This window comes from Tsukamurella hominis (assembly GCF_965137015.1).
GTDB classification, from domain to species: Bacteria; Actinomycetota; Actinomycetes; order Mycobacteriales; family Mycobacteriaceae; genus Tsukamurella; species Tsukamurella hominis.
The window spans coordinates 86,513-100,769 of the sequence record NZ_CBCRZG010000008.1; the positions used below are offsets into that span (position 1 = coordinate 86,513).

Genomic DNA, 14,257 nt, shown 5'->3' on the forward strand with positions numbered 1-14,257 from the left:
GAACTGCCGCGCGGCAGTGACGAGGATCACCCCGGCCATTCGTATAGTGCTGTCTATACAAATGCTTGTCAAGCCCCTTGCAGCTGCGAACGGGCAGGTCACGGGCGTTGTCACTGAACAGCGACCGGTGACTCAGCCGCCGCGGAGCTCCCGGACCAGGGCGAGGGCGGCGGCACCGTCGGGCAACTCGTCCATGCCCGCGGTGAGGGCGATGCCGAGGCACGCGCCGCTGATCACGCGGTCGGCGTACTCGATCGGATCGCCCCACGGCAGGAAGGGCTTCGCGACGAGCAGCGACGCGACGCCGTGCACGACGGTGAGCATGCGCAGCGCGATGGGCTGCGGGTCGCCGGGCGGGTAGTAGCCCTCCTCCTGCAGGTCGCGCACGTTCTGTTCGAGGTGCGCGAACGCCGCGGTGGTGAGCACGACGTCCACGTCGGAGGCGTCGTCCGACGGGGTCATCGCCGCCAGCCGGTACAGCTCGGGCGTGGCGAGGGCGAAGCGCACGTAGGCCAGGCCCTGCGCCCGCGCCGCGTCGAGCGGGGTCGGGGCGCCGGCCTCGGCCTCGCTGAGCGCGTCATCGAGCTGCCCGAGGTACCGCGCGACGACGGCGGTGAGCAGCGCGTCCTTGTCGGGGAAGTGCAGGTAGATCGACGGTGGCGTGACGCCGGCGCGCTGCGCCACCGCCCGGATCGAGACCGCCTCGGCGCTGCCCGTCTCGATGAGCAGATCCGTGGCGGCGTCGAGGATCTCGGCGGCGAGCCGCTCCCCGTCGCCGCGCTTGTTGCGCCGCCGTCGTCCCTGCTCCATGGTGCCTACGATTCTCGCAGACCGACGCGGTCGTACAGGCGCTTCATCGGAGCCGGCGCCCACCAGTTCCACACGCCCGCCACGCGCATGAACGCGGGCACGAGGAGCATCCGGATCAGGGTGGCGTCCAGCAGCACCGCGATCATCATGCCCACGCCGAACATCTTCATGAAGGAGACGCCGGCGAATCCGATGGCGGCGAAGACGATCGCCATGAGCAGCGCGGCGGCCGTCACCACGCGGCCGGTGCGGGTGATGCCCATCGCCACGGCCTCGTCGTTCGCGGCGTGGTCCTTCGTCTCCGAGTGGTCCCAGAACTCCTTGATGCGGGAGAGCAGGAACACCTCGTAGTCCATCGAGAGCCCGAAGGCGATGCAGAACATGAGCACCGGCATGTTCGCGATGATCGCTCCGGTCACCGTCGTGTCGAGCCCGCCGAGCCAGCCCCACTGGAAGATCGCGACCAGCGCGCCGAACACCGCCGACAGCGAGATCACGTTCATCACCAGCGCTTTGAGCGGCAGCACGAGGGAGCCGGTCAACAGGAACAGCAGGATGAAGGTGGTCACCGCGATCACGGCGAGGACCGTCGGGAGGGTGTCGAGGATCGACTGCACCGAGTCGCGGTTGAGCTGCGCGGAGCCGCCGAAGGTCGGGGGCGCAGGAGCCTGCACCTCGTGCAGCCGGTCGAGCTGGTCGGACGCGGCCTGCGACAGCGGGTCGAGCTTCGACGAGACCAGCAGCAGCGCCGTCCCGTTCGCGGCCCGGGCGGTCGGGTCACCGTCGGCAACGCGCTGCCCGGCGAGGTACGTGCCCGACGGGGCCACCACGGCCCCGGTGTCCGGGACCTGCGAGAGGCGCACGGCGTAGTCGGCCACGGCACCGTCGTCGACGGTGCTGGTGAGGACGACGCTGACCTGCCCCGAGGCGTCCTCGGCGAAGTCGGACCGGATGGTGTCGCCCACCTGGTGCGAGCTCGACGACGACGGCAGCACGCGGTCGTCGGGGAAGCCGAAATGGATGCTGAGGAACGGGGTTCCGAGGATCAGCAGGAGCGCGACGAGCGCGAGGCCGATGGGCACGGCGCGACGCAGCACCGCGCGGGTGAGCCGGTAGAAGAGGCTGTCCTGCGGCGCCGGTTCCGCGCGGCGGCGGCCGATCTTCAGCGCGTCGACGCGGTCGCCGAGCACCGTGAGGATCGCGGGCGTGAGGATCAGCGTGGCCAGGGCCGCGAAGACCACCACCGCGACACCCGCGTAGGCGAAGGAGCGCAGGAAGTACATGGGGAAGATCGCCATCGCGGCGAGCGAGAGCCCGACGATGACCGCGGAGAACAGCACGGTACGGCCGGCGGTGTTCATGGTGCGGCGCAGGGCTTCCGGGCGGTCGCTTCCCGCGGCCACCTCCTCGCGGTAGCGGGAGATCACCAGCAGCGTGTAGTCGATCGCGAGCGCGAGCCCCATGGCGGTGGTGAGGTTGAGCGCGAAGATCGAGACGTCCGTGAACGTGGTGAACGCGCGCAGGATGCCGGTGGTCGCGATGATCGCGGCGATGCCGATGAGCACGGGGATCGCGGCTGCGACCAGCCCGCCGAAGACCCACACCAGCACGAGGAAGGTGATGGGGATGGCGACGGCCTCCGCGAGCAGCAGGTCGCGCGAGGACTGGTCGTTGATCTGCGCGTAGCTGTAGGCCTGGCCGCCGGGGGTCATGGTGACCGACGGGGGCGGCTGCGGCAGGTCGCCGACGATGGCCTTCGCGTTGAGCGGGGCCTGCGACTCGCCGCCCGCGATGGCGGCGACGATGAGCGCGGTGCGCTTGTCCTCGCTGAGCAGCATCGGCGTGGGCGTGCTGAAGCCGTCGACCACGCTCTCGACGCGACCGTCGGCCTTGAGCCGATCGACCAGGCCGCGGCCGTAGGCGCCCGCGGCGGCCTCCTGGCCCTCGGGGATCGAGACGGCGAGCACCAGCGGCAGCCCGCCGCGGTGGAAGTCGTCGGCCATGCGGTCGTAGGTCTGCATGGCCTCGGCCTGCGGGTCGACGTAGCCGCCGGCCTGCAGCTTGTCGGCGACGCCGGCGCCCGCGAGGCCCAGCGCGGCGAGCAGGATCACGGCCAGCAGCAGCACGGCCTTCGCGCGGCGCGCGACGAAGCGGGTGAGTGCGTCGATCATCGTGCGTCCCCTTCCAGTTGTATTAACGACGTTAAGTTAACAGTGTTAATACAGGGCGCGTCAACCGCCCGGAGACGGAGATCTCCGCCACCCTGAGGACGGGAGGGGTTTCAGACGCCGCCGAGGCGGTTCTCGCCCAGGCTGTGCACGAAGCGCGGGCCGAGGAGGGCCAGCTCGCGGGCGTAGGTCTCGGACCAGCCGCCGAAGGGTACGTGCGCGAGGTATTCGTTGCGGAACCGCTCGTCCTCGGAGACCTCGGTGACGCAGAAGTCGGGGATCGCGAGGTCCACGACGGGGCCGCCGCGCTCCACCTCCGCCATCACGAGCGGGGCGTTGGCGCCGAGGAAGTCGTCGACGATCCAGCCGTCCTCGCCGAGCCACATGGAGTAGCGGACCTTGGCGACGACGTGCTCGGCGCGGCGCACGATCTGCCCGGCGACGAGGGCGTCGAGCTCGCGCTCGGCCTCGTACCGGGTGCCGCTCACGGCGGGCCCCTTGGCCGTCATGGTGCCGGTGGTCACGCCGTCGAGGGCGTCGACGAGCGCGCCGGGATCGTCGGTCAGTTCCGCCGGCGCCGGCCCCTGCACGCGGACCCGGACGGCGTAGCCGTCGGCGGCGAACAGGTAGGCCTGCACGATGAGGGTCGGCGTGGGGTCGAGAGCAGCGGCCTCGGGGACCTCGCGCACGAAGAACTTGCGCTCGAACTCGAAGTCCCCGAAACCCTGCTCAGACATGCCCCCACCGTAGCCGGTCGGGGTGGCGATCCGCGCGAAGCGGACCGCTCAGACCAGCGTGTAGCCCGCCTCCTTGACGGCGGCCTCGACGGCGTCGCGCGTCAGCTCGGCCTCGCTGGCGACGGTGACGGCACCGGTCTCGACGTTCACGTCCACGTTCGTCACGCCGCCGATCTCCGAGATCTCCTCCCTGACCGACGCCGCGCAGTGCCCGCAGGTCATGCCGGTCACGGTGTAGGTGCTCTCCACTGCCATATCTCGCTCCTTACAACACTGACGCGATCGTCGCTCGTCGCGCACCGTCCACAATACCCCCTAGGGGTATCAATCCGCCATCGCGGCCGCACAGAACCGCTCGATCGGCCCGCCCTCCGCGGGACCCGCGAGCTGCAACTGCCCGAGCCACACCGCGATCCTGCCCGAATCCGGATAGAAGTAGAACGCCGTGCCCGAGCCGCCGACCCAGCCGTAACGCCCCGGGACGCTCCACGGGTGCACGCGGTCGACGTCCACCGCGCCGCCGTAGCCCCAGGCGGCGCCGTCGAGGAAGACGTCGCCCGGCTGGGGCGGCACCTGCACCGACGTCATCGCGGCCACGGCCTCCGGGCTGAGCACGCGGACCCCGTCGGACTCCCCCGCGCCGCGGAGCATCCGGCCGAAGCGGAGAAGGTCGTCGAGGGTGGAGAGCAGCCCGCCACCACCGGATTCGAAGACCGGCTCGGCGAGGAAGGCGCCGTCGGCGGGGTCGACGATCGCGAGCCCCTCCGGTGTCGACATCACGGCGTCACCGAGCCGCGGGCGCATCGCCTCGGTCGCGCGGAAGGCGGTGTCGGCCATGCCCAGCGGCCCCAGCACCGCGTCGCGCAGCACCTCACCCAGGGTGATCCCGGCGGCGCGGGCGAGCAGCACGCCGAGGAGATCGGCGCCGGTGTTGTAGGTCCACCCGTCCCCCGGCTGGTGCGCCAGTGGCAGGCGCGCGGCGGCCGCGAGCCACTCGTCGGGCGGCGGGGTGCCGAGCGGGTCGGCGGGGCCCTGGTGCAGCGTGCCGAACAGCTCCTGCATCAGCGGCGCCTCGAAGTCGGAGACCATGCCGAGGCCCCCGGTGAACGAGAGCAGGTGCCGCACGGTGATGGGGCGGACCGCCGGGACGGTGTCGTCGAGCGGGCCGCTCGGGTCGCGGAGGACGCGCGGTTCGGCGAGCTCGGGCAGCCAGCGCGCGACGGGATCGTCGAGCCCGACGGTGCCGCGCTCGACGTGCACGAGGGCCGCCGCGGCGAGGATCGGCTTGCCGATGGACGCGATACGGAACACGGTGTCGCGCGACATCGGGACACCGGGTGCCCGCTCGCCCCCGACGGCGACCTCCAGCCCCGCCGAGTCGTCGAACGCCGCGACCGCGCCCGGCAGCGGCCCCTGCGCGATCTCCCGCTCGATCAGTTCCTGCAGCACGGCGCCTCCTGGATCGGGTACGTACGCTCACAAGCATGCCCATCCCCGAGTACGTGCGCAGCATCCGCGAGAAGATCGGCACCGACCTGCTCTGGCTGCCCGGCGTCGCCGCGGTGGTCGCGAACGAGGCGGGCGAGGTGCTGCTGGGCCGCCGCGCCGACACCGGCGAGTGGGCCTCGATCGCGGGGATCCTCGAGCCGGGTGAGCAGCCCGCCGAGGCCATCGTCCGCGAGATCCGCGAGGAGGCGGGCGTCGAGGCGGAGGTGCTCGACCTGCTCGCGGTCCGCACCGACGAGCCCGTCCACTACCCGAACGGCGATGTGGCGCAGTACCTCACGCTCCTGTTCCTGTGCCGCTACGTCGCCGGCGAGGCGCACGTCGCCGACGACGAGTCGCTCGAGATCGCGTGGTTCCACCCCGAGGCGCTGCCGGCGATGTCGGTGCGGCAGACCGAGCGGGTACGCCGCGGCCTCGCCGCCCTGCGTGGCGACACCCGCCCGGCGTGGCAGTGACTCAGACCACGTACAGCGGCAGGCGGAGGGCTCCCGGAGCGGTGGCGGGCACGACCGGGTGCCGCGGCGCGACGGGCGCGATGCGGCGGTAGGGCTCGCCCTGCGGGGCGCGCTGATCGGCCTCGCCCTTGTTCGGCCACAGCGCCGCGGCCCGCTCGGCCTGCGCGGTGATGGTCAGCGACGGGTTCACACCGAGGTTCGCGGAGACGGCGGAGCCGTCGACCACGCTGAGCGTCGGGTAGCCGTACACCCGGTGGTACGGGTCGATGACGCCGGTCGACCGGTCCGCGCCGATCGCGCAGCCGCCCAGGAAGTGCGCGGTCATGGGGATGTTGAAGACCTCGCCCCACGTGCCGGCGGGCGCGCCGCCGATCTTGTCGGCGATGCGCCGCGTCGCCTCGTTGCCCAGCGGGATCCAGGTGGGGTTCGGCTCGCCGTGGCCCTGCCGCGACGACATCTTCCGGCCGAACAGGCCGCGCTTGGTGAACGTGGTGATCGAGTTGTCGAGGTTCTGCATGACCAGCGCGATGATCGTCCGCTCGCTCCAGCCGCCCACGAGCAGCACGCGGAGGAAGGCCAGCGGATGCCGCACGACGGTGCCGAGGAACTTCAGCCAGCGCGGCGTGCGGCCCCCACCGTCGGTCATCAGCGTCTGCAGCATGCCCATCGCGTTGGAGCCCTTGCCGTAGCGCACCGGCTCGACGTGGGTGTCACTGCTCGGGTGGAAGGAGCTGGTGATCGCGACGCCGCGGGTGAGGTCGAGCTCCTTGTCGACCGTCATGCGCACCGCGGAGAGGATCGACTCGGAGTTGGTCCGGGTGAGCACGCCCACCCGGTCGGACAGCTCCGGCAGGGAGCCCTCGTCGCGCAGCCGGTGCAGCAGCTGCTGCGTGCCCCAGGTGCCGGCGGCGAAGACCACGTGCCGGGCGGTGTAGGTGCGGCGGCGCTTGCGGAGCTTCGCGCCCGATCGGACCGTCGTGACGGCCCAGCTGCCGTCGACGAGCCGGGTCAGGTCGGTCACCGTCGTGAGCGGGTGCACCTGGGCTCCCGCGCGCTCCGCTAGCCCGAGGTAGTTCTTGACCAGCGTGTTCTTGGCGCCGTGGCGGCAGCCGGTCATGCACTCGCCGCACTCGATGCAGCCGGTGCGGTCGGGGCCGGCGCCGCCGAAGAAGGGGTCGGGGACGGTCTTCCCGGGCTCGCCGAAGTACACGCCGACGGGGGTCTGGATGAACGTCTCGCCCGCGCCCATGTCGTCGGCGACCTGCTTGACGATCTCGTCGGCCGGCGTCAGGTGCGGGTTCTGCACCACACCCAGCATCCGGCGGCCCTGGTCGTAGTAGGGCGAGAGCTCGTCGAACCAGTCGGTGATCCCGGCCCACTGCTCGTCGGCGAAGAAGGAAGCGGGCGGCTTGTACAGCGTGTTCGCGTAGTTCAGCGAGCCGCCGCCGACGCCCGCCCCGGCCAGGATCAGGCAGTCGCGCAGCATGTGGATGCGCTGGATGCCGTACAGGCCGAGCGCCGGCATCCAGACGAACTTGCGCAGGTCCCAGCTGGTCTTCGCGAAGTCCTCGTCGGCGAATCGCCGACCGGCCTCGAGGACGCCCACGCGGTAGCCCTTCTCGGTGAGGCGCAGGGCGGTGACGGACCCGCCGAAGCCGGATCCGATCACCAGGACGTCGTAATCGGTACCCGACTTCGACGGCTTCTGCGGTGCGGCTGAGCTGGACATGGCGTCTCCTTCGGTCCTCCTCGACGGGGCGGTCGCCGAGGTGACATGAATCACTGTCGTGTTCCATTTGATTACACATCTGCCAGTTCTGTCAACCATGCGGACAATCGTCTACAAGATGTACGCTGAGTACATGAGCGCTCCCGCGAGCTTCCACACCGAGGTCAAGCAGCTGCTGCGCGACCGCGCGCTCGATGCGGCCCGCGCCCTGGTCGTCGACCAGGGCTGGGACGCCGTGAACATGTCGCTCATCGCCAAGCGCGTGGGCGTGAGCCGCACCGCGCTGTACAAGGAGCTCGGCGCCAAACAGGACCTGGCCACGGCTCTGGTCCAGCGCGACGCGGACCGCTACCTCGACGCGGTGACGGCCGCGATCACGGCCGCCGAGACGACCGTCGCGGGACTGGGCGCGGGGGCCCGGGCCGCGCTCGTGCACGGCTCCGACAACACGCTGCTCAAGTCGATCCTGGCCGGCGTCCCCGGCGCGGGCGCGGAGCTGCTGCCGCTGCTCACCACCGACCCGGAGCCGGTGCTCGGGCGGGCCATCGGCGCGGTGCGCGCGGCGCTCGACGCCCGGCCGGACGGTGCCGCCGTCGACGATGGGACGGTCGAAGTGTTCGTGCGGCTCACCGTGAGCCACCTGCTGGCGCCGCGCGGCACCGTCGACGAGGCGGCGACGCAGATCGAGCGCACGGCCGCCGCCCTCATCGGCTGAGGATCAGCTCCCGGACCGGGCGGCGAGCAGCGGCTCGAGGGCCGCGCGCAGCGCGTAGTCGTTGCGGGCCCAGGCCTGCACCGTCGAACCGTCGGCCAGCTGGATGCCCATGCCGTAGCGGCGCCGCGGCACGGTGCTCAGCCGCCCCATGGCGCGCGCCGAGGACCACGCCGGGAAGTCCTCCGGCTTGGCCTTGCGCGGGTGGTCGGGGGACTTGCCGGGCAGGATCCGCGCGATGTCGGCGACGGGGATCGTCTCCTCGCCGCAGCGCAGTTCCTCGGGCGTGATCGCCATCGAGACGTGGGTGCGGCCGGCGGTCACCTGCAGCCAGACGAAGCCCTGCGTCGCGAGGCCCAGGAGCAGCCAGATCCACCACTCGGAGGTGCGGCCGGCGAGCAGCCACTGGGTGAGGATCATCGCCACCGTCGCCAGGGGCACCAGCACCAGCCAGATGCGCGACAGGCCCCGCTCGGCGTAGAGCGGAGCCACGGGCGCGGTCACCGGCGGGCCGCCGTGGAGCCCGGCTTGAAGTACTCGAGCGCGTCGCGGCTGTTGGCCGCGATCATGGCCCCCACCACGGCGATCGCCGCGAGGATGGCCGGGACGGCGACCGCGCCGTTCCCGGAGAAGAAGGCGAGCACGCCCTGCACCAGGACGAACGCGGCGACGAACTGGAGCACCAGCCGCGCCCAGCTCTGCCCGCGCCACAGGAAGTAGACCAGGCCCGCCGCCACGGCGACGCCGACCACCACCATGACGATGGCGAGCACGAAGGTCGTGGTGTCGTACTGCTCGAAGGTCTTGTACTGCTCGCGGGAGGTGCGGGCGATGATGCCGTCGCCCTCGCGCATCCGGTCGAACTGCTCGCGCAGCTCGTCGGAGCCGCGGGTCGAGATCGCCTGCGCGACGCGGGAGATCGCCGACGCGACGATGACGAAGATCCACAGCTGCACGGAGAGCTTCACGTCGTCGGGACGCGGCCCGCGCTCGGGCTTCGGCACGGGCGGCGGCGCCGGCCAGGTGGGCGGCTGCGGGCCGGGGCCGGGCCAGACGGGGCCCTGGTGGTGCATGCTCACCACGTACCCCTCTTCAGCCACCCCGCGGCCTCGGCGGCCCAGTAGGTCAGCACGATGTCGGCGCCGGCGCGGCGGATCGACAGCAGCGACTCGCGGATCGCGGCGTCGCGGTCGATCCAGCCGTTCTGGGCGGCGGCGGTGATCATCGCGTACTCCCCCGAGATCTGGTACGCCCCCACCGGAACCGGCGACGCGGCGGCCACGTCGGCGAGCACGTCGAGGTAGCTCATCGCCGGCTTGACCATCACGATGTCGGCGCCCTCGGCGAGGTCCAGCTCGAGCTCGCGCAGCGACTCCCGCCGGTTCGCCGAATCCTGCTGGTACGTCCGCCGATCGCCCTGCAGCGACGAGCCGACGGCCTCGCGGAACGGGCCGTAGAACGGCGACGCGTACTTCGCGGTGTACGCGAACAGCGAGACGTCCTGGTGCCCAGCGGCATCCAGCGCGGAACGCAGCACGCCGATCTGGCCGTCCATCATCCCCGACGGTCCGAGCATGTGCGCCCCGGCGTCGGCCTGCGCGACGCCCATGAGGGCGTACCGCTCCAGGGTGGCGTCGTTGTCGACGCGCCCGGCACCGTCGAGCACGCCGCAGTGCCCGTGCGAGGTGAACTCGTCCAGGCACGTGTCCGCCATGATGACCGTCGCATCGCCCAGGTCGTCCCGGAGGGCCCGCAGGCCGCGGTTGAGCACCCCGTCGGGGTTCCACGACGCGCTGCCCTCGGCGTCCTTGTCGGCGTCGTCGGGGACGCCGAACAGCATGATCCCGCCGACGCCCTCGCGGACGGCCTCCTCGGCCGCGGCACGCAACGAATCGGGCGTGTGCTGGACGACGCCCGGCATCGACGAGATCGGCAGCGGCGCGTCGATCCCGTCGCGCACGAACATCGGCAGCACGAGCTGCCGCGGCTCCACCGACACCTCGGCGACGAGCCGCCGGACGGCGGGCGTGGTGCGCAGCCGGCGCGGCCGCACGTGGGGAAAGGTCATGCCTCCCAGCCTACGTAAGCGTCAGGACCGCGAGCGGCGCGGCTTCTTCCGCGGCGGGGGCAGGGCGCCCTCCGCGCGGAGCCGCGACGCGTGCGCGGCCAGGGCCTCGACGAGATCCTCCACCGACGCGGTCTCCGGCTGCACGTCCACCCGCAGGCCGAACTCGATCGCGGTCTCGGCCGTCTTCGGGCCGATGCACGCGACGATGGTGCGGGCGTGCGGCTTGCCGGCGATGCCGACGAGGTTGCGCACCGTCGAGCTGGAGGTGAAGCAGACCGCGTCGAAGTCGCCGGACTTGATCATCTCGCGGGTCGAGGCGGGCGGCGGCGCGGCGCGCACCGTGCGGTACGCGGTCACGTCGTCGATCTCCCAGCCGCGGTCGCGCAGACCCTCGGCGAGGGTCTCGGTGGCGATGTCGGCGCGCGGCAGCAGGACCCGGTTGACCGGGTCGAAGACGTCGTCGAAGGGCGGGAAGACCTCGAGCATGCCCAGGCTGGACTGCTCGCCCGTGGGCAGCAGCTCCGGCTCGATGCCGAAGGCGCGGACCTTGGCGGCGGTCTGCTCGCCGACGCAGGCGATCTTCACGCCGGAGAAGGCGCGGGCGTCCAGGCCGAACTCGATGAACTTCTCCCACACGGCGCGCACGGCGTTGGTCGAGGTGAAGACCACCCACTGGTAGCGGCCGTCGACCAGGCCCTTGACCGCCCGCTCCATCTGCGCGGGGCTGCGGGGCGGCTCGACGGCGATGGTCGGGACCTCCATCGGGATGGACCCGTGGGCGCGCAGCCGGTTCGACATCTCGGCGGCCTGATCCTTGGTGCGGGGCACGAGCACGGTCCAGCCGTACAGCGCGCGCGACTCCCACCAGGAGAGCTTGTTCCGCTGGCCCACGACCTTGCCGACGGTGACCACGAGCGGGCCGGGCAGGCCCGCGCCGGCCTCGTTCAGCGTGGCGAGGGTGGCCTCGACGGTCTTCTGCTTGCAGGTGGAGCCCTGCGCGGTGACGGCCACCGGGGTCTGCGGCGCGAGGCCGTTCTCGACCAGCGCGGAGGCGGTGTCGGCGAGGTGCTCGGCGGTCGCGCTCAGGACCAGGGGCGACGGGGCCGCGGCCAGCGCCGCCCAGTCGACCTCGCCGCGCACGTCGGCCTCGGTGTGCGCCGAGCCGAGCGCCATGCCGGCGTAGGTGGGGACGGCCGTCGCGGGCGCCAGGCCCGGGACGATCTCGAAGGCGATCTGGGTGCGGGCGACGGCGTTCACCTCGGCCAGCACGGCGTCGGAGGACAGGGGATCGCCGGCGACGAGGCGCACGACGTCGAGGCCGTGGCGGGCCTGCGCCAGCAGGGTCTTCGCGACCTCGGCGGGCTCGCCCAGCGCGGGCGCGACGGTGGCGGGATTGCGCACGGCGGGCTCGCCCTTGCGGCCCTTCGCGGTCGCGCCGTCGGCGGCGTCGTCGGCCTCGACGGGCTCGGCCGGCAGCGCGGTGCCCACCATGTCCACGACGGTCTGCGGAACGTCGGGGTCGGTGTAGACCGTCCGGGCGCCCGCGATAGTCTGCTCAGCACGCAGCGTGAGGAGCCCCGGATCGCCCGGGCCGGACCCCACGAAGGTGATGCGGCCCGGTGCCACCGCCCGGCCCCGGGCGGGCTTGTTCGTCTTCGCGGCGACGCGCGCGGACACCGTGTCGGTGTCGGCTGCCGTGTCGGCCTTCGCGGACTGTGCAGTGCGGCTCATGTATCGGCTCCCAGTAGTTGCGGGTGCTACGCGAGCAGGTCGCGTGCGCCCAGGTCGAGCAGCTCCCGTGCCAGCGCGATGCCCAGCGCGCCGGCGTCGCCCACCGGGCCGACCACGGAGGCGCGGACCGAGTCGGAGCCGTCCGCCGCGAGCGCGATGCCGCGCAACGACAGCTCCTCGAAGATCCGACCGTCGTCGTCGAGGGACTCGACGACTTCCGCGATCGCACCGACGGGTGCGGTACATCCGGCTTCCAGCTCGGCGAGGAGGGCGCGCTCGGCGGTGACCGCCGCGCGCGTGACCGGATCGTCCAGGCCGGAGAGCACGGAATGCAGTTCCGCATCGTCGCGTCGGCACTCCACCGCGAGTGCGCCCTGTGCGGGCGCCGGCAGCATCTGCACCGGATCCAGCGCCTCCGTCACCTCGTTGTGGCGACCGATCCGCTTGAGTCCGGCGAGGGCGACCACGATCGCGTCGAGTTCGCCGTCCGCTACTTTGCGTAACCGAGAGTCAAGGTTGCCTCGTAGGGGGCGGATTTCCAAACCCAGACCCAGTGCGTTAAGCTGTGTGGCTCGCCGCGGGCTGGACGTACCGACCACGGAACCCGCCGGCAGCTCCCCCAGCACCAGGCCGTCGCGCGCCACGAGGGCGTCGCGCGAGTCCTCACGGGGCGGCACGGCGGGCATCGAGAGCCGCTCGTCGGGCGCGGTGGGCAGGTCCTTGTAGGAGTGCACGGCCACGTCGACCTCGCGGTTCGCGAGTGCGTCGCGCAGCGCGGAGGTGAAGACGCCGACGCCGATCTTCTCGACCGGATCGGAGCTCAGGTCGCCCGGCGTGGTCACGATGACCAGCTCGGCCGGGTGGCCCGCCGCGATCAGTGCGTCGCGCACGGTGCCGGCCTGCGTGGTCGCCAGCAGCGAGCCGCGGGTACCGATGCGGATGGGGTCGGGAATCGGGGTGGCGGTCACTTCAGACACTTCGGTCGTCGGATCCTTCGGTCGCGGAGACGGCGCCCGTGGCGCCCGGCTTGAGTTCGAAGAGCTCGCGCAGCGCCTCCGCGTAGGAGTCGCCGCCCGGGGTGGCGGCCAGTTGCTTGACGCGCACCGTCGGGGCGTGCAGGAGCTTGTCGACGACGCGGCGCACCGTCTGCGCCACCTCGTCGCGGTCCGTGCCCTCGAGGCCCGGCAGACGCGAATCCAGCCGCAGCAGTTCGGCTTCCACCACCTCGGCGGCGCGCCGGCGCAGGGCCGTCACCGTCGGGGTGACCTCGGCCGAGCGCTGCGCGGAGAGGTACTCGGCCAACTCGTCGGAGACGATGCCGCGGGCCTTCTCGGCGTCCTCCTCCGCGGCCTGCGTGCCCGGCTCGCGGGAGAGGGCGTCGATGTCGATGACGGCCACGCCCGGCAGCCCGGCGACGGCGGGGTCGACGTCCCGTGGCAGGCCGAGGTCGCACACCACGAGATCGGTGTCGACGGTGCGCTGCGCCAGCGCGGAGTGCACGTCGGCGAGGCTGACGACGCTGCCGACGGCGCCGGTGCAGGCGATGAGCACGTCGGCGTCGGCGAGGGCGACCACGAGGTCGTCCATGGCGACGCCGCGGGCGGCGGCCACGCCACCGTCGAGGGCGGCCTGCGCGAGGCGATCGGCCTTGTCCTGGGTGCGGTTGGCGACCGTCACGTCGACGGCGCCGGCACGGGCCAGGTGGGCGACGCCGAGGCCGCCCATGGCACCCGCGCCCACGACGACGGCGCGGCGCAGCGAGCCGCCCTGCGCGCCGAGGATGTCCTGCGCGCGGTCGAGGGCGACGGAGACGACGGAAGCGCCGGCCTTGTCGATGCCGGTGTCGGTGTGCACGCGCTTGCCCACGTGCAGGGCGCGCTGCGCGAGGTCGTGGACCACGCGGCCCGCGACCTGGTGCTCGTCGGAGGCGGCGTAGGCGCCACGGATCTGGCCGAGGATCTGCTGCTCGCCGACGACCATCGAGTCGAGGCCGGAGGCGACGGAGAACAGGTGCTGGACGGCCGCCTCGGAGTAGCGCACGAAGGCGTGCTTGCTGAGTTCGTTGATGGTGAGGCCGGAGCGGGCGGAGAGGACGTCGGAGACGGCTTCCAGGGCGGGGTGGAAGGCCTCGACGACGGCGTAGATCTCGACGCGGTTGCAGGTGGTGACGACCATGACCTCGTCGATGTGGGGCGACTCCATGAGCTGCGCCAGCACCTTGGGACGATCGGTCTCGGTGATCGCCAGTTTCTCGAGGACCGACACCGGCGCGCTGCGGTGCGACGCGCCGAACAGCAGAACCGACACCCTCGCTGCTCCTTCGAAGATCTTGACGGGTGAA

At 72.2% G+C, this 14,257-nt stretch carries 14 protein-coding genes; 2 read left to right on the forward strand and 12 right to left on the reverse strand.

Features of this window, described 5'->3' with window-relative positions:
- Positions 1–132: 132 nt before the first annotated feature.
- The 5 genes from ACM9LD_RS12620 to ACM9LD_RS12640 all read right to left on the reverse strand — a co-directional run bounded on the left by ACM9LD_RS12620 (position 133) and on the right by ACM9LD_RS12640 (position 5,164).
- The gene (locus ACM9LD_RS12620) at positions 133–810 is read right to left on the reverse strand and encodes a TetR/AcrR family transcriptional regulator (RefSeq protein ID WP_415676987.1); all 678 of its coding nucleotides are present in this window, start codon (positions 808–810) and stop codon (positions 133–135) included.
- A gap of 5 nt (positions 811–815) precedes the next feature.
- Positions 816–2,981, reverse strand: coding sequence for an MMPL family transporter (locus ACM9LD_RS12625; protein WP_415676988.1), 2,166 nt, complete (start codon positions 2,979–2,981; stop codon positions 816–818).
- A 110-nt stretch (positions 2,982–3,091) separates the two neighbouring features.
- Positions 3,092–3,715 carry a CYTH domain-containing protein gene (locus ACM9LD_RS12630; RefSeq protein ID WP_415676989.1) on the reverse strand — a complete coding sequence of 208 codons (624 nt, stop codon included), beginning with the start codon at positions 3,713–3,715 and terminating at the stop codon, positions 3,092–3,094.
- 48 nt (positions 3,716–3,763) lie between these two features.
- Complete coding sequence (locus tag ACM9LD_RS12635; RefSeq protein ID WP_415676990.1) at positions 3,764–3,970, reverse strand: heavy-metal-associated domain-containing protein; 207 nt, start codon at positions 3,968–3,970, stop codon at positions 3,764–3,766.
- Between the two features lie 69 nt (positions 3,971–4,039).
- A complete protein-coding gene (locus tag ACM9LD_RS12640) occupies positions 4,040–5,164 on the reverse strand; it encodes a serine hydrolase domain-containing protein (RefSeq protein WP_415676991.1) in 1,125 nt (374 codons plus the stop codon).
- Between the two features lie 35 nt (positions 5,165–5,199).
- Between ACM9LD_RS12640 and ACM9LD_RS12645 the strand changes: the two genes are divergently transcribed.
- Positions 5,200–5,676, forward strand: a complete 477-nt coding sequence (locus ACM9LD_RS12645; RefSeq protein WP_415676992.1) for an NUDIX hydrolase — start codon at positions 5,200–5,202, stop codon at positions 5,674–5,676.
- 1 nt (position 5,677) lies between these two features.
- Here the strand turns inward: ACM9LD_RS12645 and ACM9LD_RS12650 are convergent, their stop codons facing one another.
- Positions 5,678–7,405, reverse strand: coding sequence for a GMC oxidoreductase (locus ACM9LD_RS12650; protein ID WP_415676993.1), 1,728 nt, complete (start codon positions 7,403–7,405; stop codon positions 5,678–5,680).
- Between the two features lie 133 nt (positions 7,406–7,538).
- Here ACM9LD_RS12650 and ACM9LD_RS12655 point away from each other — a divergent pair, with 133 nt between their 5' ends.
- Positions 7,539–8,120: a TetR family transcriptional regulator gene (locus ACM9LD_RS12655; RefSeq protein WP_415676994.1), complete on the forward strand. Its 582-nt coding sequence runs from the start codon at positions 7,539–7,541 to the stop codon at positions 8,118–8,120.
- Positions 8,121–8,123: 3 nt separating this feature from the next.
- Here ACM9LD_RS12655 and ACM9LD_RS12660 read toward each other — a convergent pair whose 3' ends face one another.
- From ACM9LD_RS12660 to ACM9LD_RS12685, 6 genes are read right to left on the reverse strand one after another with little or no spacing between them, the layout of a single operon-like run.
- Positions 8,124–8,621 carry a hypothetical protein gene (locus ACM9LD_RS12660; RefSeq protein ID WP_415676995.1) on the reverse strand — a complete coding sequence of 166 codons (498 nt, stop codon included), beginning with the start codon at positions 8,619–8,621 and terminating at the stop codon, positions 8,124–8,126.
- A complete protein-coding gene (locus ACM9LD_RS12665; RefSeq protein ID WP_415676996.1) occupies positions 8,618–9,196 on the reverse strand; it encodes a hypothetical protein in 579 nt (192 codons plus the stop codon). Before ACM9LD_RS12665 ends, ACM9LD_RS12660 begins: the two co-directional genes overlap by 4 nt.
- The gene (hemB, locus tag ACM9LD_RS12670) at positions 9,193–10,185 is read right to left on the reverse strand and encodes a porphobilinogen synthase (protein ID WP_415676997.1); all 993 of its coding nucleotides are present in this window, start codon (positions 10,183–10,185) and stop codon (positions 9,193–9,195) included. Before hemB ends, ACM9LD_RS12665 begins: the two co-directional genes overlap by 4 nt.
- Positions 10,186–10,206: 21 nt before the next feature.
- Positions 10,207–11,916, reverse strand: a complete 1,710-nt coding sequence (locus ACM9LD_RS12675; protein ID WP_415676998.1) for a bifunctional uroporphyrinogen-III C-methyltransferase/uroporphyrinogen-III synthase — start codon at positions 11,914–11,916, stop codon at positions 10,207–10,209.
- A gap of 26 nt (positions 11,917–11,942) precedes the next feature.
- A complete protein-coding gene (hemC, locus tag ACM9LD_RS12680) occupies positions 11,943–12,893 on the reverse strand; it encodes a hydroxymethylbilane synthase (RefSeq protein WP_415676999.1) in 951 nt (316 codons plus the stop codon).
- Entirely contained in the window at positions 12,886–14,223 is a 1,338-nt protein-coding gene (locus tag ACM9LD_RS12685) for a glutamyl-tRNA reductase (protein WP_415677000.1), read from the reverse strand. The genes hemC and ACM9LD_RS12685 overlap by 8 nt, the downstream gene beginning before the upstream one ends.
- Positions 14,224–14,257 lie beyond the last annotated feature (34 nt).